At 60.4% G+C, this 23,988-nt stretch carries 24 protein-coding genes; 10 read left to right on the top strand and 14 right to left on the bottom strand.

The features are described from left to right. Positions 1–21: 21 nt before the first annotated feature. Entirely contained in the window at positions 22–1,245 is a 1,224-nt protein-coding gene (locus tag N805_RS11050; RefSeq protein WP_019472187.1) for an MFS transporter, read from the top strand. A gap of 122 nt (positions 1,246–1,367) precedes the next feature. After that, positions 1,368–1,964 (top strand): TetR/AcrR family transcriptional regulator, encoded by a 597-nt coding sequence (locus N805_RS11045; protein WP_019472186.1) that lies wholly within the window; start codon positions 1,368–1,370, stop codon positions 1,962–1,964. A gap of 107 nt (positions 1,965–2,071) precedes the next feature. Here N805_RS11045 and N805_RS11040 read toward each other — a convergent pair whose 3' ends face one another. After that, on the bottom strand, positions 2,072–3,319 hold the full coding sequence (locus N805_RS11040; RefSeq protein WP_026034545.1) for an MFS transporter: 1,248 nt from the start codon (positions 3,317–3,319) through the stop codon (positions 2,072–2,074). A gap of 101 nt (positions 3,320–3,420) precedes the next feature. On the opposite strand from N805_RS11040, the gene N805_RS11035 reads away from it, so the two are divergent. Then, positions 3,421–4,389, top strand: a complete 969-nt coding sequence (locus N805_RS11035; protein WP_026034544.1) for an AraC family transcriptional regulator — start codon at positions 3,421–3,423, stop codon at positions 4,387–4,389. Between the two features lie 72 nt (positions 4,390–4,461). Here the strand turns inward: N805_RS11035 and N805_RS11030 are convergent, their stop codons facing one another. Further along, positions 4,462–4,905 (bottom strand): MarR family winged helix-turn-helix transcriptional regulator, encoded by a 444-nt coding sequence (locus tag N805_RS11030; protein ID WP_019472183.1) that lies wholly within the window; start codon positions 4,903–4,905, stop codon positions 4,462–4,464. Between the two features lie 80 nt (positions 4,906–4,985). Here N805_RS11030 and N805_RS11025 point away from each other — a divergent pair, with 80 nt between their 5' ends. Further along, complete coding sequence (locus tag N805_RS11025; protein ID WP_019472182.1) at positions 4,986–6,152, top strand: PLP-dependent aminotransferase family protein; 1,167 nt, start codon at positions 4,986–4,988, stop codon at positions 6,150–6,152. A gap of 75 nt (positions 6,153–6,227) precedes the next feature. On the opposite strand, the gene arsH is transcribed toward N805_RS11025, so the two are convergent. The 7 genes from arsH to N805_RS10990 all read right to left on the bottom strand — a co-directional run bounded on the left by arsH (position 6,228) and on the right by N805_RS10990 (position 13,603). Further along, complete coding sequence (gene arsH, locus N805_RS11020) at positions 6,228–6,929, bottom strand: arsenical resistance protein ArsH (RefSeq protein WP_019472181.1); 702 nt, start codon at positions 6,927–6,929, stop codon at positions 6,228–6,230. Positions 6,930–6,941: 12 nt separating this feature from the next. Further along, the gene (locus tag N805_RS11015) at positions 6,942–7,412 is read right to left on the bottom strand and encodes an arsenate reductase ArsC (protein ID WP_019472180.1); all 471 of its coding nucleotides are present in this window, start codon (positions 7,410–7,412) and stop codon (positions 6,942–6,944) included. A gap of 27 nt (positions 7,413–7,439) precedes the next feature. Continuing rightward, positions 7,440–8,723, bottom strand: a complete 1,284-nt coding sequence (locus N805_RS11010; protein WP_019472179.1) for an arsenic transporter — start codon at positions 8,721–8,723, stop codon at positions 7,440–7,442. A 21-nt stretch (positions 8,724–8,744) separates the two neighbouring features. Then, positions 8,745–9,092: a metalloregulator ArsR/SmtB family transcription factor gene (locus N805_RS11005; protein WP_019472178.1), complete on the bottom strand. Its 348-nt coding sequence runs from the start codon at positions 9,090–9,092 to the stop codon at positions 8,745–8,747. 506 nt (positions 9,093–9,598) lie between these two features. Then, positions 9,599–12,034: a TonB-dependent siderophore receptor gene (locus N805_RS11000; RefSeq protein WP_028613625.1), complete on the bottom strand. Its 2,436-nt coding sequence runs from the start codon at positions 12,032–12,034 to the stop codon at positions 9,599–9,601. 103 nt (positions 12,035–12,137) lie between these two features. Then, complete coding sequence (locus tag N805_RS10995) at positions 12,138–13,091, bottom strand: FecR domain-containing protein (RefSeq protein WP_028613626.1); 954 nt, start codon at positions 13,089–13,091, stop codon at positions 12,138–12,140. After that, positions 13,088–13,603: a sigma-70 family RNA polymerase sigma factor gene (locus tag N805_RS10990; RefSeq protein ID WP_028613627.1), complete on the bottom strand. Its 516-nt coding sequence runs from the start codon at positions 13,601–13,603 to the stop codon at positions 13,088–13,090. The genes N805_RS10995 and N805_RS10990 overlap by 4 nt, the downstream gene beginning before the upstream one ends. A 288-nt stretch (positions 13,604–13,891) precedes the next feature. Between N805_RS10990 and N805_RS10985 the strand changes: the two genes are divergently transcribed. Together N805_RS10985 and N805_RS10980 are read left to right on the top strand one after the other, a co-directional pair. After that, positions 13,892–14,434, top strand: a complete 543-nt coding sequence (locus tag N805_RS10985; protein ID WP_028613628.1) for an AAA family ATPase — start codon at positions 13,892–13,894, stop codon at positions 14,432–14,434. 522 nt (positions 14,435–14,956) lie between these two features. Beyond that, positions 14,957–16,162: a GAF domain-containing sensor histidine kinase gene (locus tag N805_RS10980; protein WP_019472177.1), complete on the top strand. Its 1,206-nt coding sequence runs from the start codon at positions 14,957–14,959 to the stop codon at positions 16,160–16,162. Between the two features lie 169 nt (positions 16,163–16,331). On the opposite strand, the gene N805_RS10975 is transcribed toward N805_RS10980, so the two are convergent. Together N805_RS10975 and N805_RS10970 are read right to left on the bottom strand one after the other, a co-directional pair. Further along, positions 16,332–16,691 carry a cupin domain-containing protein gene (locus N805_RS10975; protein ID WP_019472176.1) on the bottom strand — a complete coding sequence of 120 codons (360 nt, stop codon included), beginning with the start codon at positions 16,689–16,691 and terminating at the stop codon, positions 16,332–16,334. Then, positions 16,688–17,281: a GNAT family N-acetyltransferase gene (locus N805_RS10970; protein ID WP_230685716.1), complete on the bottom strand. Its 594-nt coding sequence runs from the start codon at positions 17,279–17,281 to the stop codon at positions 16,688–16,690. The genes N805_RS10975 and N805_RS10970 overlap by 4 nt, the downstream gene beginning before the upstream one ends. Positions 17,282–17,697: 416 nt before the next feature. Here N805_RS10970 and trbK point away from each other — a divergent pair, with 416 nt between their 5' ends. Continuing rightward, complete coding sequence (trbK, locus tag N805_RS10965) at positions 17,698–17,940, top strand: entry exclusion lipoprotein TrbK (RefSeq protein ID WP_019472174.1); 243 nt, start codon at positions 17,698–17,700, stop codon at positions 17,938–17,940. A gap of 67 nt (positions 17,941–18,007) precedes the next feature. Here trbK and N805_RS10960 read toward each other — a convergent pair whose 3' ends face one another. Continuing rightward, positions 18,008–18,220 carry a hypothetical protein gene (locus N805_RS10960; RefSeq protein WP_019472173.1) on the bottom strand — a complete coding sequence of 71 codons (213 nt, stop codon included), beginning with the start codon at positions 18,218–18,220 and terminating at the stop codon, positions 18,008–18,010. Between the two features lie 233 nt (positions 18,221–18,453). Here N805_RS10960 and N805_RS10955 point away from each other — a divergent pair, with 233 nt between their 5' ends. Further along, complete coding sequence (locus N805_RS10955; protein ID WP_019472172.1) at positions 18,454–19,248, top strand: substrate-binding domain-containing protein; 795 nt, start codon at positions 18,454–18,456, stop codon at positions 19,246–19,248. Between the two features lie 401 nt (positions 19,249–19,649). Here the strand turns inward: N805_RS10955 and N805_RS10950 are convergent, their stop codons facing one another. After that, positions 19,650–20,084, bottom strand: a complete 435-nt coding sequence (locus N805_RS10950; RefSeq protein ID WP_026034542.1) for a bleomycin resistance protein — start codon at positions 20,082–20,084, stop codon at positions 19,650–19,652. Between the two features lie 167 nt (positions 20,085–20,251). Then, complete coding sequence (locus N805_RS10945; RefSeq protein WP_019472170.1) at positions 20,252–20,737, bottom strand: AAA family ATPase; 486 nt, start codon at positions 20,735–20,737, stop codon at positions 20,252–20,254. A gap of 477 nt (positions 20,738–21,214) precedes the next feature. On the opposite strand from N805_RS10945, the gene N805_RS10940 reads away from it, so the two are divergent. Both N805_RS10940 and N805_RS10935 read left to right on the top strand, forming a co-directional pair. Beyond that, a complete protein-coding gene (locus N805_RS10940; protein WP_019472169.1) occupies positions 21,215–22,762 on the top strand; it encodes an AMP-binding protein in 1,548 nt (515 codons plus the stop codon). A 15-nt stretch (positions 22,763–22,777) separates the two neighbouring features. After that, the gene (locus tag N805_RS10935; RefSeq protein ID WP_019472168.1) at positions 22,778–23,941 is read left to right on the top strand and encodes an acyl-CoA dehydrogenase family protein; all 1,164 of its coding nucleotides are present in this window, start codon (positions 22,778–22,780) and stop codon (positions 23,939–23,941) included. Positions 23,942–23,988 lie beyond the last annotated feature (47 nt).

The raw sequence follows: 23,988 nt of genomic DNA, 5'->3' as shown, positions 1-23,988 counted from the left end.
CTTCGATAAGGAGAGTCGAGCATGTTCACAACCTACCGGGTGTTGTTCCAGGCAAGGGGGGCCAAGGGCTTCGTTCTGGCGGGCCTTCTGGCCCGTATTCCGCTGCCAATGACGGGTATCGGCATCATTACCCTGTTGTCGCAGATCCGCGGCAGTTACAGCCTGGCGGGTGCAGTGGCAGCCACCTTCGTGTTGACCTATGCCCTGCTGTCGCCTCAGGTCTCGCGTTTGGTCGACCGCTTCGGCCAGCGCCGGGTATTGCCGGCCGCCGCCGGGCTCAGCGTGCTGGGCATTCTCCTTCTGCTGGCTTGCAGCTATTGGCAGACGGCGGACTGGGCGTTATTCGCTGGCGCCGCTCTGGCCGGCTGCATGCCGAGCATGTCGGCCATGGTGCGTGCACGCTGGACTGCGATCTACCGCGGCAAGCCTCAGTTGCAGACAGCCTTTTCGCTAGAAACCGTACTCGATGAAGTTACCTTCATTGGCGGCCCGCCCATTTCGGTGGGGCTGAGCGTGGCGGTAGTGCCGCAAGCGGGACCACTGGCCGCCGCGGTGCTGCTGGCCATTGGTGTGTTCGCACTGGCCGTGCAGGTCGGCACTGAGCCGCCAGTCAAGCCCAACGCCGACATGGAGCAAGGTAGCGTATCGATCTTCTGCCTCGCCGACGTGCGCCTGCTGACCTTGCTGATGGTCGCGATGGGCGTGATCGTCGGTACTGTCGACATCGTCAGCGTGGCATTTGCCCAGCAGATGGGCATGCCGGCCGCAGCCAGCATCGTGCTGTCGTGCTATGCCATCGGCTCCTGCGTAGCGGGGCTGGTGTTCGGTGCCCTGAAACTCGATACGCCACTGCGCAAGCTGCTGCTACTGGGGGGGCTGGCGACCGCAGCGACCACCTTGCCGCTGCTGCTGGCAGGCAACATCTTTGGGCTGGCCGCAGCAGTCCTGGTCGCGGGCCTGTTCTTTGCGCCCACCATGATCGTGGCGATGTCGCTGGTAGAGCGCATTGTTCCGCACAACAAGTTGACTGAAGGCATGACCTGGTTGCTCGCTGGCCTCAACGTCGGGGTTGCCGGCGGGGCTGCGGCATCGGGGCAGGTTGTCGATGTGTTGGGTGTCAAGGCCGGATTCAACGTGGCACTGGGCGCCGGCGTGGCAGTGTTGCTGGTCGCTTTCTGGAGTTACTGCCGCCTGCGGGACCGGGCCGCCGATGGGATTCCCTTGCCTCCACCCTGCATCGAGTAAGGCGAAGAGGGCAGGAAGCAGGCGCTTGTCAGCGCGCGTCGAGATCAAGACAATGGCTACAGGTTGTATGACGGCACTCGCATACGCTCACCTCATGCCGCCTGAAGACAAGGAGTAGCTGGATGGTTCGCCGCACCCGCGCCGCAATGGAAGAAACCCGAGCCACGTTGCTGGAGACTGCACGCAAAGTATTCAGTGAACGCGGCTATGCGGACACCTCGATGGATGATCTGACGGCCCAGGCGGGCCTGACGCGGGGGGCGCTGTACCATCACTTTGGCGACAAGAAGGGGTTGCTGGCGGCAGTGGTCGCGCAGCTCGACGCGGAGATGGATGAGCGCCTGTGTGCTATTTCTGATTCAGCCAAGGATGGCTGGGACGGCTTTCGTCAGCGCTGCCATGCCTTTCTTGAAATGGCGCTGGAGCCTCAGATCCAGCGGATCGTGCTGCGTGACGCCAGGGCTGTGTTGGGTGGCGGCTCGCCGGAGGCACAGCAACATTGTGTAGAGTCGATGCGACAGTTGATACATCAATTGATAGTACAGGGCGTTGTCGTCGAAGCTGACGCTCAAGCGCTGGCCTCCTTGATATACGGCAGCTTGGCAGAAGCGGCTGCGTGGATCGCGGAGGCTGAAGACGGCGCTGCGCGCTTGGCGCAGGCAAGCATGGCGCTCGATCTGCTGTTGCGGGGAGTGCTTAAAAACCAAGTGGCGCAATGACCGCGTAACTGCGGCCCTTGGAAGAAGCAGAGCCTGAGCCTCAGCGCTGTCAGCTTTGGGGCGCCGGTAGCTGGCGGAGTAGATAAGCCGCTTTGAGAGCTAAGTTCTCAATGGAGTGCCGACCCGTTCAGCAAAGCGCCATCTACCGAAGGAACTTGCACACGCAGTGCAATCAGCAACGCGGCCAGCAGCATCAGCACGGCCGCCGCCATGAATACGCCTGCGCTGCCACCGAGGCTGAACATTGCCCCACCAGCAGCTGCGCCTGTGGCGATGGCCGACTGTACAGACGCTACCACCATGCCCCCGGCGCTTTCCGCCTGGTCAGGGACCGCGCTGGCGACCCAGTTCGACCACGCCACCGGCACACCCCCAAAGGCCAGGCCCCAGGCCGCCAGCAGTAAGGCCTGCCCTGGCACCGACGCCGGCAACAGGACCAGCGCCAGTGCCGCAACGCCCACCAGCGCGGGCATCAACACCAGGGTGGCCAACGGGTGACGAGTAAGCATCCACCCGGCCACCAATGTGCCGACAAAGTTCGCCACACCAAAACCCAGCAACATCAGCGACAGCCCCTGCGGGCCAATGCCGGTCGTACCTTCGAGGAATGGCCGAATATAGGTGAACATCGCGAAGTGGCCGCTGTGCACCAGCACACAACCGAACATCCCCATAGCAATGCCTGGACGCTGCAACACCTCAAGCACCGTGCGCAGGCGTGCCGGCCGACGCGGCGCAAGGCTCGGCAGCGTGAGTGCCTGGAAAGCCAGGGTCACCACACCCACCGCCGTCGCTGCAAAGAATGCGCTGCGCCAGCCATATAGCCCACCCAGATAACTGCCCAGCGGGACCGCAACCACCGTCCCGATGGCGATGCCACTGAAAATGATCGAGAGCGCTCTGGGTAACAAAGCCCCCGGCACCAAACGCATCGCCACCGCCGCCGCCATGCTCCAAAACCCGCCAAGCGCGATGCCCAGCAAGATACGCATCAACAACAGCACCGCGAAACTGGAGGCAACGGCAACCAACAGATTGGAAGCGATCATCAACGTGGAAAAACCCAGCAACACCCAGCGGCGATCGATACTGCGAGTCAGGCCTGGCACCAACAGGCCGGCGAACAGCGCCACCACGGCTGTCACCGTTACCGCTTGGCCAGCCAGCGCTTCGGATACCCCCAACTCGGTCGCCATCGGCGTCAACAGGCTGGCCGGAAGGTACTCAGCGGTCAGCAAGCCAAACACGCCCATGGCCAACGAGAATACGGCCATCCACGCGGGGGTTGCAGGTTCTGCATCCGGCTCGGCGCCGGGACGGCTGTCGGGTAGGGCATTGCATACAAGGTCAGTCATTGCACGGATCTCCCAATCTTCAATTGACCCGTAGTCTAGGCGCGAGAATTTGGATGATCTATGATCTAAAAACTCAATTTTTTGACCAAAACACCTGGATAATGCCGAAAGACCCATTTGCCCTCTCTTCCGACCTCATCAACGAGCTGTTGCGCGGCATGCGCCTGCGCGGTGTCGACTACCGGCGTATCCAAGCGGGCCCGGCCTTCGGCTTGGGCTTCGCTGCCAAACCCGGGCATGCCTGGTTCCACTTCCTGGCGGTCGGCAACGCGGTGCTGCGCATGGAAGACGGGACAACCTATGCGCTGTCCGCCGGTAACGCCGTCTTCATCTCCCATGGTGCGGCCCATCAATTGCTCTCGCATACGCACGTGCCCGTGCAGGAAATTGACCTTCTGGACGGCGAGCCTCTCGGCGACGCCGTCAGCGCGGTGAATACCGGGACCGATGCCAGCCCCATGCCGACCACGCTTTTTTTCAGTGCATGCATGGAGTTCGAATTAGGCAGCCTTCATGGCCTTGGCAAGCTGATGCCGGGCCTGATGCTGATTGATGCAGGCGGCCAGCGGTACCCCGGGCTGGTGCCTATTCTCACCACCATGGAGCGCGAAGTCAGCGCCGCACGCGTCGGTTTCGCCGGCATCCTCGCGCGATTGGCCGACGTGGTCGCCGCCATGGTCGTTCGAGGTTGGGTCGAGTGCGCCTGCGGTAACGCCGCCGGCCTGGTTGCGGCCCTGCGCGATCCGCGGCTGGCAGGTGCACTTTTGGCGCTGCATCAACAACCGGGCCGCGACTGGACCGTCGAGCAGTTGGCGGAGCAATGCAATACGTCCCGCTCGGTCTTTGCGGAGCGTTTTCAATTGACGATTGGCATGACCCCGCTGCGCTACGTCACCGAAGTGCGAATGCGGCTTGCCAGCCAGTGGTTGACGCTGGAAAGGTTGCCTATTGAAGAGGTCGCGCAGCGTTTGGGCTATACGTCTCAGGCGGCGTTCAGTCGGGCGTTCAAGCGTGTTACGGGTAAGACGCCTGGGTTGAGTCGGAGGTTGAGGCAGTCGGCAGCCATCTGAAGCTGAGTGCTATTAGTGGAAGGGCCATAATGGGCGGCTTTGGCATTATGCGCATGTTCCGGGCATCCGGGTTCACGTTGAATGTTGTATCTTGCCCAATGCCGCATTGACAGCCAGCCATCCCGCTACCGCCGCCTCTCCGGCCTCACCGAATGCCCGTTCAAGCAGCTTTACTTGTTCACGTCGCAGCATTTGTTCAAGTCGCGAGCCTTCTTTGGTCAGCTGAAGCAAACGCATCCGTTTGTCGGTATGCGATGCCACGCTGTCCACTAAGCCCATCTCTGCCAATTGCCGGAGCGGTATGTTCAGCGCCTGCTTGGTCACGCCGAGCAGAGCCAGCAGCTGCTTGACGCTGAGGTGCGGGTGCCGGGCTATGAAAAAAACGATCCTCTGATGCACACGGCCCAAGCCCCTGCGCTCAAGCATCTCGTCGGCCTTGGTGGTGAACGCCTGATAGCCAAAGAAAAACGCTTCCATGGCCTGCTGCTGTGCTTCCTGGTTTTTTAGGTCAATCATGTTGACTTATTCTCGACGAGCGTTCTACTTTAGGTAAAGGAGTTTGACCTATATTGTTCGCGCTTGGCCAGAGGTGATCCATGGCATTTTCTGAACGTGTTTCGCGCCTTAAAAGCTCTTTGATTCGTGAAATTCTGGCCGCCGCGCAGCGCCCAGGGATGATGTCTTTTGCAGGGGGCCTGCCGGCAGAGGAGATGCTGCCCTCTGTGGACTGGGCTGAAATGCCCACCAGCATGGGCCAGTACGGGATGAGCGAGGGTGAGCCGATGTTGCGTGAGGCGCTGGCCAGGGAAGCCCGGGCGTTGGGAATCAAGTGCGAGGCTAGCCAAGTGCTGATTCTCAGCGGCTCGCAGCAGGCTCTGGACCTGACATCAAAACTGTATATCGACAAAGGGACGCTGGTGCTGCTGGAAGCCCCCACTTATCTGGCTGCGTTGCAAAGCTTCCAGTTCTTCGGTGCGCACTGCCTTTCACTGCCGATGGAGCGCGATGGCCCGGATCTGGAGTCGTTGCGCGAACTGCTGAGCCAGAACCGCCCGGCGTTCATCTATCTGATTCCAACGTTTCAGAACCCGTCGGGGCTGCGCTACAGCGACAGAAAAAGGGACGAAGTCGCGGCGCTTCTCGATGAGTTCAACGTCACATTGATCGAAGATGAGCCGTATCGGGAGCTGAGTTTCGACGGCGTCGCGGCCATGCCGGTTGTCAGCCGCCTGAACACCACCAGCTGGATTTATACCGGTACTGTGTCCAAGACCTTGCTGCCCGGCTTGCGGGTTGGGTACCTGATTGCCAGCCCCGACCTGTTCCCGCACTTGCTGCGGCTCAAGCAATCGGCGGACCTGCACACCAGTCGGGTTGGGCAATGGCAGGTGCTTCAATGGTTGGGAACAGAAAGGCATGAGCGTCATCTTGAAGCGTTACGCCACTATTACCGGGCTCGTCGAGACGCTTTCCAGGCCGCATTGGAGACGCACTTCGCCGACCTGGCCGAGTGGCAGATGCCAGAGGGAGGGTTGTTCTTCTGGCTGACGCTCAAGCACCCCATTGATACCCGGGCATTGCTCGAACCGGCATTGGCGGCCAATGTGGCGTTCATGCCCGGAGAGCCCTTCTTCCCAGAGCCTGACAAACATCCAGGGCACCTGAGGCTGAACTTCAGCCATGTTGCTCCCGACAAGCTGGATGAAGGCCTTAAGCGTTTGGCGGACGTCCTGCGTCAGGCACTGATCCAGCAGGCGGCCTGACGATCGCTAATGGGTCGAAATCTGCAATTCACGACAGGTCGCTTTTGACCCATAGCGGACATTCCGGGCACACCCTTAGATCGAGCGCTGGTTCACACGGGCAGAGAGCTGCTCGGCGTTTTCCTTGCGTTCCGAATAGCGATCCGCCAGGAATTCCTGGCGGTCACGCAGCAGGACGGTGAACTTCACCAGTTCCTCCATCACATCCACAACGCGATCGTAGTACGGCGAAGGCTTCATACGCCCGGCGTCGTCGAACTCCAGGTAGGCCTTGGGTACCGAGGACTGGTTCGGGATGGTGAACATCCGCATCCAGCGCCCGAGCACGCGCAGTTGGTTGACTACGTTGAACGACTGCGAGCCACCACACACCTGCATGACTGCCAGGGTCTTGCCTTGGGTGGGGCGAAGCGCTCCCAGCGCCAGGGGGATCCAGTCGATCTGTGCCTTGAAAACTGCAGACATCGCACCATGACGCTCTGGAGAGCACCACACCTGGCCTTCCGACCACTGCACCAGATCACGCAGTTCCTGCACCTTGGGGTGGTCGACAGGTACATCGTCAGGCAGCGGCAGGCCCGACGGATTGAACACCCGCGTTTCTGCACCGAAGTGCTCCAGCAGGCGTGCGGCTTCTTCCACCAGCAAGCGACTGAAAGAGCGTTCGCGGGTCGACCCATACAGCAGCAGGATGCGCGGTTTGTGCTCGCTGGAACGGGTTGCCGCTAGCGATACATCGAACAGGGCAAGGTCGAGATTAGGCAGTTGCTCGGACATGTTTCCTCCTGCTTAAAGGGTACCGATGCGATCCAGCTCATGCTTGAGCTGCTCATGGTCGAGGTTATCGAAAGGCAGTGCGAAGAATGCTTGGCAGCGTGACTCGATCCGGGCCAGCGTGGCGCGGAACGCAGCGTCTACCGACGCCATATCACCCACGACATCGGACGGGTCCTCCAGTCCCCAGTGCGACTTCAGTGCAGGGCCGAAATACACCGGGCAAGCTTCGCCGGCAGCCTTGTCGCAAACGGTGATGACGATGTCAGGAGGGCAACCCTGGAACGCGTCATTGCCCTTGCTGCTCAGCCCTTCAGTAGAGATCCCCGCATGCTGCAAGGTGATCAGGCTGCGAGGCAACACCTGGCCTTTCGGGAAACTGCCGGCGCTGACGGCTTCAAATCCGTGAGGCGCCAGGTGATTGAACATGGCCTCGGAAAGGATGCTGCGGCAGCTGTTGGCCGTGCACATGAACAGGACTCGCATGGGGGCTCCTCCGCTTCGTGGCGGATGTCAGAGGCTCAGGCGCAATGCCAGGGCCGAAAGGGTGATCAACAGCACCGGTAGCGTCAGCAGGATGCCGACCTTGAAGTAGTAACCCCAGGTGATGCGCATGCCTTTGCGCTCCAGCACATGCAGCCAGAGCAGGGTGGCGAGGCTGCCGATGGGTGTGATTTTCGGGCCGAGGTCGCAGCCGATGACGTTGGCGTACATCATCGCCTCGCGCACCAGCCCTTGCGCCTCGCTGGCCTGGATCGACAAGGCGCCGACCAGCACGCTGGGCATGTTGTTCATGACCGAGGACAGCAATGCAGCGATCAACCCGGTGCCGATGGCAGCAGCCCACAGCCCTTGCTGCGCAAGGCGGTCGAGCAAGTGGCTGAGCATGTCGGTGAGGCCGGCGTTCTTCAGCCCGTAGACCACCAGGTACATCCCAAGAGAAAAGATCACCACCTGCCAAGGCGCTTCGCGCAGCACACGACGGGTGGAGATGCGGTGCCCGCGAGCGGCGACGGCAAAAAGGATTGCCGCACAAGTTGCAGCGACCGCACTGATCGGGATACCCAGTGGTTCCAGGGCGAACAGGCCGATCAGCAACACCAGCAGCACCCAGCCACCGACATTGAAGGTAGCGCGGTCATGAATCGCCTCGCTTGGCGTCTTCAGGGCCGCGACCGTGTACTGCCTCGGGATATCACGACGGAAGAATACGAACAGCACCAGCAGGGTTGCAGCCACGCTGGCGAAATTCACCGGCACCATCACCGAGGCGTATTCGCTGAAGCCCAGCCTGAAGTAGTCGGCCGAGACAATGTTCACCAGGTTGGAGACTACCAGCGGCAGGCTCGCCGTGTCGGCGATGAAGCCAGCGGCCATGACGAAGGCCAGCGTTGCGGCGGGCGAGAACCTTAGCGCGAGCAGCATCGACATGACGATGGGTGTGAGGATCAGCGCGGCACCATCGTTGGCGAACAGCGCCGACACGGCAGCACCGAGCAGTACGCAGAAGGCGAACAAGCGGTAGCCGCTACCGCCTGCCCAGCGGGCCACGTGCAGCGCGGCCCACTCGAAGAAACCGGCCTCGTCCAGCAGCAGGCTGATGATGATGACGGCGATGAAGGTGGCGGTGGCATTCCAGACAATGGCCCACACGGTCGGGATGTCGTGCAGCGAAACGGCACCCACCGCCAGGGCAATGAGGGCACCGAGCGCGGCACTCCAGCCAACGCCAAGCCCCTTCGGTTGCCAGATGACCAGGATGAGAGTGAAAACAAAGACTGCAATGGCGACCAGCATGAAGATCTCGCTCGATGTTGATCAGCAGCAGGCAGCGTCACGGACGGGGCGGCCGTCCATGTTCTTCAGCCGAAGAGAGTTGTCGGCCAACCATTGCGAGTTTGCCTGCAAGGTCACGTGCAACATTTCATGCACCCAGGCCGGTAGCTCGGGGTTTAGACGGTAATACACCCATTGCCCCTGGCGGCGATCCAACAGCATGCCATTGCTACGCAGCTGTGCGAGGTGGCGGCTGATCTTGGGTTGGCTGTCGTTCAGCGCGCACATCAGTTCGCAGACACATAGCTCACCGAGACTGGCGATCAGCAGGGTGGCGCGAGCACGGGTCTCGTCGGACAGGCTTTTGAATACATCAGGCGGTGTAATCATGACTGCACCAATACATATGGAAATCCGAATATACGAATTTCCATATGTTCAGTGCAAGGACATTTGGACTGAGCGTCCGCTTTCGACCCAAAGCAGACATCTGTAACCGGGGCCGCTTCGCGCCCATCGCCGGCAAGCCGGCTCCCACAGGTACAGCGCATGGCTGAAGGCCGGTGATATTCCTGTGGGAGCCGGCTTGCCGGCGATGAGGCCGGTACTGACTAAAGAGCTTTGGATCGCTGGCAGCTATGGGTCGATAGCAGTCTGCGATCGGCTGACTTCAACCCTGAGCGGGCACCATCTGCATCGGGGCCGCTTCGCGCCCCATCGCCGGCAAGCCCGGCTCCCACAGGTACAGTGCTGGCCTGAAGGCTGGTGACACGCCTGCGAAAGCCAGAGGCCAGCTCAGTACTTCCAGGTCACCGACGCCGGCAGGTTGCGCGGGGCGCCCTAACTGGCAGGCGTGAACCAGGCATGCCAGTCATGCATCCATTGTCGCGTCTATTTCAGAAGCTGTACCGGGCAGTGACAGTGAAGTTACGCGGATCACCATAGACGTCGTAAGGGCTCCAGGTGTTGTTGCTGGCGATTCCCTGGTAGTACTTCTTGTCAAACACGTTGTTCACGTTCAACCGCGTGTCGAGCTTCTCGCTCACCTTGTAGCCCACCATCAACCCGTATACCGCGTAAGCACCCTGGTCGATGTGATAATTGCCGAACGCATTGGAGCCTTTGTTGAAGATGCTGCTCTGGGCATAGACGTTGCCGCCGACACGCCATTTGTGCAACTCGCCCGGCAAGGTGTAGGTGGTGCTGAGCTTGAACAGGTGCTCGGGCAGGTCGGTGTCGAACTTGGTGCCCTCTTTGGTTTTGTCGGCGTCCTTGCGGTATTGGGTCTGCGAGTAGGTGTAGCCAGCGCCCACCTGCCAGTTCGGGGTCAACGCCCCCATCAACTCCAGGTCGATACCCTGGGTACGCACCTTGCCGGAGGCTTCGTAGCAGGTGAAGTTGGTGCAACCGGCCTGGTCGGAAGTTTCCGCCGCGCGATTTTCCTGATCGATCTGGAAGACAGCCACGCTGGCATTGAGCGCGCCGTCGAAGTACTCACCCCTGATACCGATTTCGTAGTTCTTGCCTTCGATCGGGCGGATGATCGAGGCATCCCGGGCCAGTTCCGACTGGGGCATGAAGATATCGGTGTAGCTTGCGTAGACCGAGTGGTGGTCATCGAGGTCGTAGATCACGCCGGCGTAACGGGTGACGTTACGGGTCACCTTGTAATCGGCATTGGTGTAGTAGCCGTCATTGATCTCACTGTACACCGACTGGTTGTCGTACCAGTCCAGACGCGCGCCAACGATCAGCTTGAGCGGGTCGGCCAGGTTGATCCGGGTGGTGGCATAGACCCCTTCCTGCTCGACGTGTTCGCTGAGGGTGTAGATGTCGGCCACAGAAGGCTTGCTCACACCACTTGGGTTGACGCTGAACAGATCGTCGACCGGCAGGAACACGGTACCGCCGTGGGCGCTGGTCTTGACTTCACGCTTGCTGGCACCGACCACCAGTTCATGCTGGCGCTCGAACAACTTGAACGGGCCACTGGCGTACACATCGTAGGTGGACTGGTCATAGTCACGCCGCTGATTGAACACCCGCTGGCGGAGAACTTCTGCAGCCGGCGTGCCGGTGCGCTCGAACACCGCCCCTTGCATGGCAAAGTCGGACCAGCTCTTGGAAGCGGCCAGGTGCAGGCGCCAGTCGTTGTCAAAGCGGTGGTCGAGCTCGGCGAAAGCCGTGGTGTTGTCGATGTCCTGATAGCTCCAGTCGTAACCCACGTTGGTGGAGCGGGAGTAACCGACGTGGCTGCCATCACGGTTGACCGGCAGGCCACCCCAGTTGATGTTGTTATTGTCGTTCTGGTTGGAGGCACCCAGGGTCAGGGTGGTGCTGTCGGTCAGGTCGAACTCGGTGATGCCATAGAACAGGCCACGCTCGCGACCGGCGTAGTCCTGGTAGCTGTCCTTGTCGTGGTAGGCGCCCACGAAGCGCCCGCGCACGCTGGCGCTGGCATTGAGCGGGCCACTGAGGTCCAGCTCGCCGCGGTAGTTGTCCCAACTGCCCGCGGAACCTGTGATGCTGCCCTGGAACTGCTGGGTGGGCCTTTTGCGCACCATGTTGATCGCCGCCGACGGGTTGCCTGCGCCCTGCATCAGGCCCGTGGCACCGCGCACGATTTCGACCCTGTCATACGGGGCCATGTCGGCTGCGGCGACCCAGTCGGCGTTGTAGGTGGTCGGCAAGCCGTCGAACATCAGGTTGGTGACGGGAAAGCCACGCGAGAAATACTCGCTGTTGGCTGGGCGTGCTGCCGACATCCGCAGGCCGGGGGTGGCCTGCACCACGTCATCGAGGCTGCGCATGGCCTGGTCGTCCATCCGTTGGCGGGTGATGACCGTTACCGACTGCGGCGTTTCGCGTATGGACAAAGGCAGCTTGGTGGCGCTCTGCATGGCGCTGGAGGTGTATGAACCAGTGCCTTCGGTGGTACTGCCAAGAGCCTGCCCGGTGATGCTGGTGGCCCCCAGCACCACCGCGCCATCGCCACCGTCAACCAGCAAATAGATGCCGTTGGCCTGGCCCACTGCCTGCAGGTTGCTACCAGCAAGCAGCGTGGCAAAACCGCCTGCGACGCTGTAGCTGCCCCTGAGCCCAGCGGAGCGGCGGCCCTCGGTACTGGCACCGTCGAACGACAGTGTAACCCCCGCGGCGCTGGCGAATTGACCTAAGGTTTCGGTCAGCGAACCCGGCGCAATATCGTAGCTGCGGGTTTGCTCCTGGGCCGCCGATGCGGCAACGGCATTGCCCCCTGCCATGTACATTGCGCCCAAGGCCAGGTGTACGGCCAATGCCAATGCTGGATGCGACTGTCGCGTGTTGCTCATGTTTCCCTCCCCAGGAACATTCGATTGAACATGTGGGAGGAAAAGCCGAACGAGCTGCCAGCAAAGTGCAAGGTGGCGAACATTTTTTTTCCGCGTGCGGCGGTCAGCTGCCTGGCAACACGGTCACCCAGTAACGCGTGCGCCGATGCACCTTGAGCGGAAATGCACTTTCCAGCGCGGTCAGCGCCAGGTCGGTGTCGGCGATCGGGAACGCGCCGGAGATCTTCATGCGCGCTACGCCAGGGTCGCAGCTCAACAAGCCGGGCCGGTAGCGCGACAAATCCGCCAACAGTTCAACCAGCGGGGTGTCGATGGCCACGACGCTGCCTTGCGCCCAGGCAGCGACGCTGGCGTCATTGGCACGCAGCGGGCCGATGCCTTGGGCGTTGAACGTTGCGCGCTGGCCGGCTACCAGGCGCATTTCGTAAAACCTGGCGACGGAAACCTCGACAGCTTTCTCCAGCACGGCCACTTCGCTGCGGTGGTCGTCGACACTGACTTGAAACTGCGTACCCAGGGCGAGCACACGGCCATCGCGGGTGTCGACCATGAACGGCCGGGCAGCGTGATCGCGTGCAGTGGTGATCAGCACCTGGCCGCGCCGCAACAGCAAACGCCGTTGCTGGCCATCGAAAAACGCGTCCACCGCCGTGTCGGTGTCCATCAGCATCCGGCTGCCATCGGCGAGTTGCTCCGTGCGCTGCTCACCGACACCCGTACGGTAGTCGGCGGCCCAGGCCTGCCGGGTTTCGCTGCGCCAGCCGACACCACCGAGCACGCCACCACCCAACAGCACGGCCAGCCCATACAATACCTGGCGGCGGGCCTGCCCTGCGCCGAGCAAGGTCGAAGCGGCAAGGCGCCCAGGCAAGCCGGCAAAGTGGTCGCTGACCGCCAGCATCCTCTGCCACGCCTCACGGTGCAGCGGGTCGCTGTCGTACCAGCCCTGCCAGCGCGCTTGCTCCTCTGTGCTGGCCGACTGGGTGGACAACTGCGCATACCAGCGTGCCGCCTCGCGAACGGCCTGGCGCTGGGCCGCGCTTGGCGCGCTGCTCACTGGTCATGCTCCCACTGCATCAGGCAGACATGCTCCATGGCCTTGGCCATGTGGTTGTTCACCGTGCGCAACGAGATGCCCAGGCGCTGGGCGATCTGCGCATAGGGCAGGCCCTCGAGTTGCGCCAGCACGAACACCTCGCGCACCTTGGCGCCGAGGCCGGCGAGCATGCGGTCGAGCTCGACCAGGGTTTCGAACATCATCACTTGGGCTTCGGAGCTGGGCACGTGGGTCTCAGGCAAAGCGGCCAGTGCTTCGAGGTAAGCCTGCTCCAACGAGCGACGGCGATACAGGTCGATCATCAAACCTTTGGCCACCTTCGACAGGTAGTGCCGGGGGGCGCGGATCTCATCGGCGGTACGCGCCTTGAGTACCTTGAGGAACGTATCCTGCACCAGGTCCGCGGCATCGCAGTGGTTGCCCATACGCTTGCGCAACCAGCCGAGCAGCCAAGGGCTGTGTTCGACGTAGAGCGTGCCGACGGAGGCAGAAACAGACGAGTCGGCCGACATGGAGGCTATCTCAAATAGGAATTGCTCTTATTATTGTTTGTGAGCGTGAGGACTGGCAATACCTGTGGCTGCGGGTCGGTGTTCGCGGGTGAACCCGCTCCCACGAAGTGGACCGCCCCCGAGAAGGAGCAGACGGGGCTCTGAAGCGTATGGCGACGGGCGCATCCTTGCAGATGAGGGCGCGTCATTCAACCTGTCAGCTGCCCAAGGCAGTGCAGTTGACCGCATCGCCCATTGCCGTAGAATCGCGCGCCCCAAATTCAACAAGCATGGCGAGAGGGAGCTTCAATGCAACGGGTGATGATCATTGGTCAGCCGGGTTCTGGGAAAAGTACCCTGGCGCGCAAGCTGGGCGAGCGCACGGGCTTGCCGGTCGTGCATATCGACACGATTCATTGGCAGCCAGGCTGGGTCGAGCGGAGCCGGGACGAGAAGACGCGTCTATGCCACGAGGTCGAGGCTCGTGAGCGCTGGATCTTCGAAGGCGGCCATTCGGCCACGTGGAGCAACCGCCTGGCCCGCGCTGACATGGTGATATGGATCGATCGCTCGGCGCCGCTTCGATTCTGGCGCGTGCTCCTCAGAACGATGCTGAACCGCGGTCGGTCCCGGCCAGACTTGCCGGATGACTGCCCGGAACTGCTGGCCAACCTGCCGGAGTTTTTCAGGTTCATGTGGCGGACAAAAACCTCGTCTCGCAAGGCGATGAAGCGATTCGTGGCGACGGTGCCGTCGGGGTGTCGCGTGGTCTGCCTGCGGTCCAATCGGGAGACCGGGATTTTTCTCGCAAGCATGGGCACGCAGCCTGATGGGGTTGTGCAAGGTCGTTAGATGGCGGCGGGCGCCTGCCGCAATGGCGGATCAACTTCCAGCCGAGCCTGAAATGGGGGTGCTGATCGAGGTGACCGCTTTAGACCCCTAGCAGACAACTGTAACCGGGGCCGCTTCGCGGCCCATCGCCGGCAAGCCGGCTCCCACAGGTACAGCGCATGGCTGAAGGCTGGTGATATTCCTGTGGGAGCCGGCTTGCCGGCGATGAGGCCGGTACTGACTAAAGAGCTTTGGATCGCTGGCAGCTATGGGTCGTTAGGGGCCAGTGGAGACCGACTGCGACCGACCCAGAGCTGCCGTTGGTGGATGGCAGGCCAAATTGTCATTTCTCGCATCCCTGCCAACCCCGCGGGCACCTGAGTCGACCAACGCCTTCCACATAAATGGAGCTGCCATTCAGCCACCTAGATCGATCGCAACCGCATGCCCATGTTGACGCCCGCGTCCCCTGCGCGGGTTCATTGTCAAACGCAGGGGCGTACGCTTTAATGCCCAATTGCCATTCACACAATCGGCGCCTTGATGCTTTATCCGTATGACCTTTCACATGACATCAGCACGATTGCCAAGATCGAGGCCGTCCCGCTTATTCTCAATATGGTGAAGCATGTTACCGGCATGCGATTTGCGGCAATTGCGCGTGTCACCGAGACGAAATGGGTGGCTTGCGCCGTCGATGATTCTATTGATTTTGGGCTCATACCTGGCGGCGAGTTGGTGCTGGAAACAACGATTTGCCACGAAATTCGTCAGCACCGCAAACCCGTTATTTTCAAGAATGCCAGTGAGCATCCGGTGTACTCAACCCACCACACCCCTAAGACATACGGCTTGGAAAGCTATGTCTCCATTCCTATCACCAGGACAAACGGAGATTTTTTCGGAACGCTCTGTGCCATTGATCAGGTGCCAGCACATTTTGATGAAGATGCAGTGTGCAACACACTAACGCTTTTCGCCCAGTTAATAGCTGTTCAACTCGACGTCTTGGCGGACCTTGAGGCCAAAACGATTGAACTGGCCAATGCGGCTGAGACCGGCATTGTCCGGGAGCAGTTCATTGCCGTACTGGGGCATGACCTCCGTTCGCCACTTAGCGCTATCAGAATGAGCGCTGATCTACTGGAGGCCAGGCTGCCCGCCGGTCGCGAGCAGCAGCTTGCCCTTGCAATACGACAAAGCTCGCAGCGGATGAATAACTTGATTGAAGATGTGCTGGATTTTTCTCGAGGAAAGCTGGGGGGAGGCATTCCGGTCAAACGGACTTTGGTGGACAACCTGGGTGACGTTTTTATTGCTGTCATCAATGAAATCATGACGAGTCATCCCCACGTCAAAATCCGTCAAGAGGTGATCATTTCACCTGGGGTCTTCTGTGATGCTGGGAGAATGGGGCAATTGCTTTCAAACCTATTGGGCAATGCCGTTGCTCATGGGGCGCGTGATCTCCCGATAGAGGTGATCGCAAGCATGCAAGAAAATCATGTAGTTCTGTCAGTGATGAACCATGGCCCAGAAATCCCCGACGTTTTGTTACCGCTACTGTTCCAGCCGTTTAAACGGTCAGCAGGTGGTGGTCGCGGGGAGGGGCTGGGGCTCGGTTTGTATATTGCATCTCAGATCGTAACGGGTCACAACGGGACGCTGTCAGTAACCTCTACGCCTGAGGACGGCACGCGCTTCGTCGCGAGGTTCCCTGGCACCTTGGAGTGGGCGAAAGAGCACTAGATGTGGGTCTCAGTTGATAGGTGGCTTCGCCGAACGCTTGGTTCTATGCGCGACAGCGCAGCCATGAGGTAAAGGGCTGCTGTGGCCTGCCGAAGAACATTCGAGCGCCGCCAGCAGGCCAGCATGCACACTGGCTTTGCGCTGCGCTCGATGAAACGCCACCCGGTGCCTAGTTCGCGGGCAAGAGGATCACGAAGTTCTTTTTCATGTCTTCCAGTACGGTCCATTTGCCCTTGGCGCCCGGTTCGATAATGAACGTGTCGCCAGCGGCCAGTGTGATGGGGGCGCAACCCTCAAGCTCGATGACGCAGCATCCACTCAAGACATGGCAGAACTCCCAAACTTTGTAGTCGATGCGCCACGCTCCGGTGCTGGCTTCCCATTCTCCGGAAATGCGACCTTGCTGTTCATCGTGATAATACTTGGAGGTCAGCGTATGAGGGGTGCCTTCCACGACCTCTTCAAAAAAAGGAAGGTCGCGCACCGGTTGGATATCCAGTTCGCGGAAGACGGTCAGCTTCTTGTTCATGGTTTTTCCTCGAGCACGTTGTGGGTAGGGCGATACATCAAATAGGCTTCACCGGTTACGCTCAGCATCGGATGCGGAACGATCTGGCAGGTTTTAACAATTTGAAAACCGTGACGTTCGTAGAAGCGTCGTGCACCGTGGTTTTCTGCATAATCAATCAGGCATAGCCCATCCAGGCCAGAGTCCTCAGCGCGTTGCTGAGCGTGGCGAAGAAACTGGGCGCCCAGCCCTTGGCTGCGCCAGGCTTCATCCAGGGCCAGGCTGGATATGTATAAGGTGTCGGGTATTTCCATGTCGGAATACGGCGCGAGGACCGGGTCTGTCTCGACAGGCCTGTCAGGTGTCTCGCGCAAGGCATAGCTATGCATCATGCCGATGACGCGCCCTTCGAAAATGGCCATCAGGCAGTTCTTGTAGGAAAAGTCGCCCTGTTCCCTGGCATAGCGAGATGTGCCGACACTCAGCAATGCTTCTCCCGGTGTTGCAAGCTTGCTCCATATGTAATCGGCCATGCCCTCCGACGTCAGTTGAAAGAAGCGCGCAATATCTTGCGCATCCGAGGCTTGAGCGGGTCTGAAGTCGATAAGCATGTACAGTGCTCCCATGGGATCGGGTACTTAGTGTTCAAGGATTACGCCTTTGGCAGGGTGGCAGGTTAGGCGGATTCAACGGTTCCCAGCATGCTCTGGGCGAACACCGTCAGCACGGCATGCGACGCTACCCTTGCTCAAAGGCAGATAGCCGTCTGAGGGCTCAGGCCTGGGAATTGATCGTGCAGTTCTCCGTATAGGGTCGTATTGCACGCAAGGCAGCTACCGACCCAAAGCGGTCAGCCAATCTGATTGTGAAAGCTGGACGGTATGTACCAGGCGCAGCGGAGTCGGCGGCCGTTGGTGTATGGCGAGGGAGGGTCAAAGCTGGCGATTCGCGCCCGTTCGCTTTAGGCTACCGCCGGGCTCGAGGGAGTCCGTTACCACGCTTAACGCAATGACCGAAGGATCAAAATATGGATATCAAATTGGCTCGGCTAGCAGCCATGGGATTGGCCATGATTTTGGCAGCTTGCTCGGAGGAAAAGGTGCCCGAGCCGACAGCAGACAACTGTGCTCCGGAGATGTACGAAAAGAATCTGGCGAGCTTATCGAAAGAGTCGAACCGTAACGAGTTCATCGCAAACTGCAAGAGTTTCCTCGCTGCGAAAAAGATGACCAAATGGGAATTCAAGAAGAGCCCAGAAGACAGTTTCTGAGCATCTAGCCTCACAAGCCACCTCAGCCAATAAGGAGCCTACGGGCTCCTTATCCTTCGGATCACACTCAGCGGACCTTTTGCCCAGAGCCGCCGTTCTCGGATGGCTCCAGATCATCGCACTTATCGATTAGATCTTCCGTCTTTTTGCCATCAGGTAGCGTCTCCCAGTACTCAGGAGTGCAATGCTCTTCTGACACTGAATAATCAGCCTCACCGACAGCCATGGCGAAACCTGAAGCAAGCGCAGCTGTGAGAAAAATTACAGATTTGGTTGTCATGGGTTCATTCCTTTGAGATGGCCGGCCGTTATAGCAAAACTCCTTCGGTTCACAAAAGCTGTCCGTTACCTTGGGGTCTGCTATGGGTCGTCAGCGCTGAGTCGCGATCGGCTGCTTTCTGCCCGCCGCTGCCATCTGCGGACAGAAATGTTAAACATTCTTAATTGTTGATTAATTACGTGCTTGCTTCTCGCCCCGGTAAAATTTCGCGTTTTTACGTGGAGAACGCTCCGATGCTTCGAATGCTGTCCTGTGCGGCCCTCTTGACCACTTCATTCGCCTGCTGCGCTGCTGGCGTTGTACACGTTGGCGAGCAAACGCTGACCGTTTTGAGCTCCGGCGGTATCATGGGCGCGATCCGGGAAGTGGCGCCAGCTTATGAGAAGAAATATGGCGTGAAGTTAGAAGTTCTCGCCGCGCCTTCGATGGGGGAGACCCCGCAGGCCGTCCCCAAAAGGCTCGCCCGCGGTGAGCAGGCGGATGTGGTTCTGATGGTAGGTTCGGCGCTTGACAACCTGGTCGCCAGCGGTCAAGCCGACAAAACCAGCCGAATAGATCTCGGAAAATCTTTCATCGCCATGGCCGTTCGCAAAGGCGAACCGAAGCCGGACATAGGCACTATGCAGGCCTTGCGCACAGTGCTGCAAAACAGCCGCTCTGTCGCCTACTCCGACAGCGCAAGCGGCGTCTATCTCTCCACGACCCTGTTCCCTCGCATGCAACTCGGTGACCAGTTCGTGGCCAAGGCTCACATGATACCTGCCGAGCCTGTCGGCGCGGTGATCGCTCGCGGGCAAGCCCAGATCGGCTTCCAACAGCTAAGTGAGCTTAAGCCAGTAAAGGGTATCGACATCGTTGGTCTGATCCCGACTGAAGCGCAGAAAATGACCATGTATTCGGGCGCTGTCGTCAGCAAGAGCCAGCATCATGCCGCAGCCCAGGCGCTCCTCAACTATCTGGCATCGCCAGAAGCCGACGCAGCGATCAAAGATAGCGGCTTGACGCCACTACCCCATACAGCAAGTTGACTGCGAGTGCCCATCGGTAATGGGAATGCGGCAAGACACGCATTTTTGCCCGTAGCCTTCGCCCCGCGAGCGTCTGCAATGGCTCGAAAGCAGTAGCCGCTGACCGCTATCGACCCATAGCTGACATTCAAGGCACACGGCTGATGAGGGAGCTCGCTAGCTTCTTCAGATCAAAACATCTGTGCTGGCCTCACCGCCGGCAAGCCAGCTCCCACAGCAATATCACCAGCCTTCAGGCGAGTGCTGAACGTGTGGGAGCCGCGCTTGCCGGCGATGGGCCGCGCTGCGGCCCCGGTATTAGCAGCTGACAACTGCTACTCGACCCGAAGCTGCCGCTCCAAAGGCCGGAACGGGCCACGAGCAAGGACTAAAATCGCACAAGGGAGCAGTCCAAGATCAGGCTATCGATTGTGCCCGACTTCTCTCAACCCTAGACTTTGTCTGAACCGTAACAGATAGCCATCTGGATCAAGCACCAAGAAATTAAGCTCGCCATGCAGGCGCTCGTTGTCCCGGTACCAACATTCTTCAACGGGTCTGCGCAATTCAATACCCGCGTCCTCGAGGGACTTGGCCAAAGCTCTGGAATCAGAGCATTGAATCGAAAGATTCATCCCTCGGCCGTAGGGAGGCGATAGGGGACCCACACGCCATGGAGACGCTTCCTGGTCATCTTGCTCCAACATCAATTGGCTCCCTTGAAAGGACAAAAAGGCAAATTTGTGCTCGGGGCGCTCGTATTCGATTTGAAAGCCCAGGACCTGGCAGTAAAAGTCCAAGCTTCGATTTAGGTCAGAGACAATCAGCTCTGGAATTAAAGTATTCATCTTCATGATAGGCCTCTTGCCGTTGATCCCCCCCTGCGGTGGGATGCGCTGTCCATCTCTGCTTGCATCAAGCATTATCAAGGCGTCCACTTTTGGCCGCTATTTGCTACAGACCGCTAGGGGCCGCCAGCGGCCGTCAGGTTAGCGATTACTCTGTCTCACAGTGCTACGCCCCGTCATTGTCGATGAATTTCAACCTGAAGTCCTTCCTCCTCACGTGGCGCTTGAAAGTAGCTTGTGATCAGATCGAACTCCGCATCGGTCGCCGCAAATTCATGTTCGCCACGGTGGTTGCGAAGCTGCAACCTGTCTCGACAGGTGTCATCGTCCACCTCAAGGTAGTGGACGCAGTGTGCAACCTCGGCTGCATCCGCCAAGTTGCGCAGCCATTGTCGATCTTGAGGTGTATTGGCAGGAAAATCCAAAACCACAGTCGCTCCAGCCCCCAGCATATCGATGACAAGCGGGCCAACCACCTCCCGAATCTGATGTGCAAGGCGCACATAATCGGTTATCGATTTGATCTGATCAGGGTACAGCCGTGAGAGCCAATGATCCTCGCTCAGCAGGATCGCTGATTCTTCAGCTGCCAAGCTTTTGGCCAGCGTCGACTTGCCGGAGGCAATCTTCCCTGAGATCAGATGTAGCACGGGTTTGCGCATAGAGACGTCTCCTTGTCGAAGTCTGATGGTGCTCGTTGAAACGCGCCGAAGCAATCACTGAGCATTCAACGTCCGCTATGGGTCGGTAGCAGTCAGAGGTGACCGGCTGCTCTCGACTCCTAGCTGCCAGCGATTCAAAGCTTTGTAGTCAGTACCGGCCTCATCGCCGGCAAGCCGGCTCCCACAGGAATATCACCAGCCTTCAGCCATGCGCTTTACCTGTGGGTGCCGGCTTGCCGGCGATGGGCCACGAAGCGGCCCCGGTTACAGATGTCTGCTATGGGTCGATAGCGGTCTTTCATGAACCCAAGCTGTCACACCCAATGCCTGCAACCTCCCGCCCAGCGGCAGTTCGAGCACGTCTCATGCATTGCGCCAGCTAATAACGTTATGGCCGGCATCTGAATCTTGTATTACATCTCCCCGCGCATGGCTGTTTAGCATCGTCGATGTCTTCCTGTCGACGAGAACAACAACGTGAACCTTGGAACGATCATTACCCGAAGTGCCCGCTACTGGCGGGACCACATCGCCGTGGCGGACAGCCAGACACGTGTCACCTACGCCCAGCTGGAGCGCCGCAGCAACCGCCTGGCCTCAGGGCTGGGCTCGCTGGGCGTGGCCGTGGGCGAGCATGTGGCGATCCTCGCCGCCAACCGCGTGGAGCTGGTGGAAGCGGAAGTGGCGCTGTACAAGGCGGCGATGGTCAAGGTGCCGATCAATGCGCGGCTGTCACTGGATGAAGTGGTGCGGGTGCTGGAAGACTCCTGCAGCGTTGCACTGATCACCGACGCCAGCTTTGCCCAGGCGCTGGCGACGCGGCGTGCGGAGTTGCCGCTGCTGCGCCAGTTGATCGTGCTGGAGGGCGAGGGCGGTGACCTGGGGTATGCCGCGTTGCTTGAGCGCGGCAGCGAAGCAGCGCTGGGCCTGGACCCGGCCGACGATGCGCTGGCCGTGCTGCACTACACCTCCGGCAGCTCGGGCGTGCTCAAGGCCGCCATGCTCTCGTTCGGCAACCGCAAGGCGCTGGTGCGCAAGAGCATCGCCAGCCCCACACGGCGCTCCGGGCCAGGCGACGTCATGGCTCACGTGGGGCCCATCACCCATGCCAGCGGCATGCAGATCATGCCGCTGCTGGCGGTGGGCGCCTGCAACTTGCTGCTCGATCGTTACGACGACCGCCTGTTGCTGGAGACCATCCAGCGCGAACGGGTGACGCGGCTGTTCCTGGTGCCGGCGATGATCAACCGGCTGGTCAATTACCCTGGCGTCGAGCGCTTCGACCTAGCCAGCCTGAAGCTGGTCATGTACGGTGCCGCGCCCATGGCGCCAGCCTTGGTGAAGAAAGCCATCGAACTGTTCGGGCCGATTCTGGTGCAAGGGTACGGCGCCGGCGAAACCTGCTCGCTGGTCACGGTGCTGACCGAGCAGGACCACTTGGTGGAAGACGGCGACTATCAACGCCTGGCCTCCTGCGGGCGGTGCTACTTCGAGACCGACCTGCGGGTGGTCAACGAGGCGTTCGAAGATGTGGCCCCCGGCGAAGTCGGCGAGATCGTGGTCAAGGGCCCGGACGTGATGCAGGGCTATTGGCGCGCCCCGGCGCTCACCGCCGAAGTCATGCGTGACGGCTACTACCTCACCGGCGACCTGGCAAAGGTCGATGCGCAGGGTTACGTGTTCATCGTCGATCGCAAGAAGGAAATGATCATTTCCGGCGGGTTCAACGTGTACCCCAGCGAAGTGGAGCAAGTCATCTACAGCTTCCCCGAAGTGTTCGAGGTAGCAGTGGTCGGCGTGCCCGATGCGCAGTGGGGTGAAGCGGTACGTGCGGTGGTGGTGCTCAAGCCAGGTGCGCAACTGGAGGCCGCCGAGCTGATCGAGCGTTGCGGGCGTGCGCTGGCCGGGTTCAAGAAGCCGCGCGGCGTCGACTTTGTCAGCGAACTGCCGAAAAACCCCAACGGCAAGGTGGTGCGCCGCCTGGTCCGGGACACCTACTGGCAACACAGCGAACGTCGTATCTGACCAGGGAGCATCACCATGTATCAACCAAGTGCAAAGGCTGCGCAGATCATCGAAGCGATCGAGGGTTTCGTCCGTGACCAGGTTCGCCCGCTGGAGCAGCAGGCGAACCTGGACTGGGCGCGCCCGCACCCGCAGGCGGTGCTGCGGCAGGTATGGAAGCGTTCCAGCGAACAAGGCCTGTACACCATCATGTTGCCCGAGAGCATGGGTGGGGCCGGCCTGAACGTGGCCGACCTGTGCGCGGTGAAAGAAGCGACGGTGCTGACAGGCTCCATGCTGGCCCCGCATGTGCTGGGCGAGCTGTCTGGGCCGCCGCGGGTCGGCCACCTGTTCAAGGTGGCCAGCCCCTATCAGGTCGAGACCTTCCTGAAGCCCGTGTGCCGCGCTGAAAAAGCCGTGTGCTTTGCGCTGACCGAAGCCGAGGCCGGTTCGGATGCGACCGCCATTCGCACCCAGGCGCGCCGTGACGGTGACCACTATGTGCTCAGCGGCAGCAAGCGCTATATCTCCGGGGCCACCTACGCCGACTTGGCAGTGCTGCTGGCAGTGACCGGGCCAGGGCAGGGCGCCCAGGGTATTTCGGCGTTCTTCGTCGACCTCAAGGCCCCGGGCGTACGTATCGAGAGCGATTATTCGGTGATGTCCGGCGGGGGTGCCCATGGCGATATCGTGCTCGACAATGTACGCGTGCCAGCGGCCAACCTGATTGGTGAAGAAGGGCAGGGGTTCAAGTTGGCCATGGGGCGCATCACCCTCAACCGCCTGCTGCATTGCCCGACCCTGCTGGGGATGGCCAGCCTGGCCCTGAACCTGTCGATCGAGCATGCGCGCAGCCGCAAGCAGTTCGGCCAGCCAATCGCCATGTTCCAGGCGGTGAACCACATGATCGCCGACATGGCCACCGAGCTGCACGCTGCGCGCAGCATGGTCTACGTCACAGCCCAGGTGAGCGACGCCGGCGGCGATATCCGTACCCAGGCGCCGATGTGCAAGCTGTTCGTCTCCGAGGCAGCCTTCCGCATCGCTGACAAGGCGGTGCAGGTGCATGGCGGCGCCGGGCTGATGCAGGGCCACCCGGTGGAGTGGGTTTTCCGCGCCACGCGGATGATGCGTATCCTCACCGGCACCAGCGAGATCCAGCGCAACACCATCGCCAAAGGCGTGCTGATGCCTGCCTGACCATCGGGCCGCCCCTGCGGCGGCCTTTTGGCAACACCCACAACAAT

This window comes from Pseudomonas putida S13.1.2, from assembly GCF_000498395.2.
Classification (GTDB): domain Bacteria; phylum Pseudomonadota; class Gammaproteobacteria; order Pseudomonadales; family Pseudomonadaceae; genus Aquipseudomonas; species Aquipseudomonas putida_Q.
Note: the sequence above shows the minus strand (reverse complement) of the source record. Positions and strands in the feature narration are given on the sequence as shown.

Coding starts and splice junctions, on each gene's coding strand:
- N805_RS11050 (WP_019472187.1), top strand. CDS start 22: ATGTTCACAACCTACCGGGTGTTGTTCCAGGCAAGGGGGGCCAAGGGC.
- N805_RS11045 (WP_019472186.1), top strand. CDS start 1,368: ATGGTTCGCCGCACCCGCGCCGCAATGGAAGAAACCCGAGCCACGTTG.
- N805_RS11040 (WP_026034545.1), bottom strand. CDS start 3,319: ATGACTGACCTTGTATGCAATGCCCTACCCGACAGCCGTCCCGGCGCC.
- N805_RS11035 (WP_026034544.1), top strand. CDS start 3,421: ATGCCGAAAGACCCATTTGCCCTCTCTTCCGACCTCATCAACGAGCTG.
- N805_RS11030 (WP_019472183.1), bottom strand. CDS start 4,905: ATGATTGACCTAAAAAACCAGGAAGCACAGCAGCAGGCCATGGAAGCG.
- N805_RS11025 (WP_019472182.1), top strand. CDS start 4,986: ATGGCATTTTCTGAACGTGTTTCGCGCCTTAAAAGCTCTTTGATTCGT.
- arsH (WP_019472181.1), bottom strand. CDS start 6,929: ATGTCCGAGCAACTGCCTAATCTCGACCTTGCCCTGTTCGATGTATCG.
- N805_RS11015 (WP_019472180.1), bottom strand. CDS start 7,412: ATGCGAGTCCTGTTCATGTGCACGGCCAACAGCTGCCGCAGCATCCTT.
- N805_RS11010 (WP_019472179.1), bottom strand. CDS start 8,723: ATGCTGGTCGCCATTGCAGTCTTTGTTTTCACTCTCATCCTGGTCATC.
- N805_RS11005 (WP_019472178.1), bottom strand. CDS start 9,092: ATGATTACACCGCCTGATGTATTCAAAAGCCTGTCCGACGAGACCCGT.
- N805_RS11000 (WP_028613625.1), bottom strand. CDS start 12,034: ATGAGCAACACGCGACAGTCGCATCCAGCATTGGCATTGGCCGTACAC.
- N805_RS10990 (WP_028613627.1), bottom strand. CDS start 13,603: ATGTCGGCCGACTCGTCTGTTTCTGCCTCCGTCGGCACGCTCTACGTC.
- N805_RS10985 (WP_028613628.1), top strand. CDS start 13,892: ATGCAACGGGTGATGATCATTGGTCAGCCGGGTTCTGGGAAAAGTACC.
- N805_RS10980 (WP_019472177.1), top strand. CDS start 14,957: ATGCTTTATCCGTATGACCTTTCACATGACATCAGCACGATTGCCAAG.
- N805_RS10975 (WP_019472176.1), bottom strand. CDS start 16,691: ATGAACAAGAAGCTGACCGTCTTCCGCGAACTGGATATCCAACCGGTG.
- N805_RS10970 (WP_230685716.1), bottom strand. CDS start 17,281: ATGCTTATCGACTTCAGACCCGCTCAAGCCTCGGATGCGCAAGATATT.
- trbK (WP_019472174.1), top strand. CDS start 17,698: ATGGATATCAAATTGGCTCGGCTAGCAGCCATGGGATTGGCCATGATT.
- N805_RS10960 (WP_019472173.1), bottom strand. CDS start 18,220: ATGACAACCAAATCTGTAATTTTTCTCACAGCTGCGCTTGCTTCAGGT.
- N805_RS10955 (WP_019472172.1), top strand. CDS start 18,454: ATGCTTCGAATGCTGTCCTGTGCGGCCCTCTTGACCACTTCATTCGCC.
- N805_RS10945 (WP_019472170.1), bottom strand. CDS start 20,737: ATGCGCAAACCCGTGCTACATCTGATCTCAGGGAAGATTGCCTCCGGC.
- N805_RS10935 (WP_019472168.1), top strand. CDS start 22,778: ATGTATCAACCAAGTGCAAAGGCTGCGCAGATCATCGAAGCGATCGAG.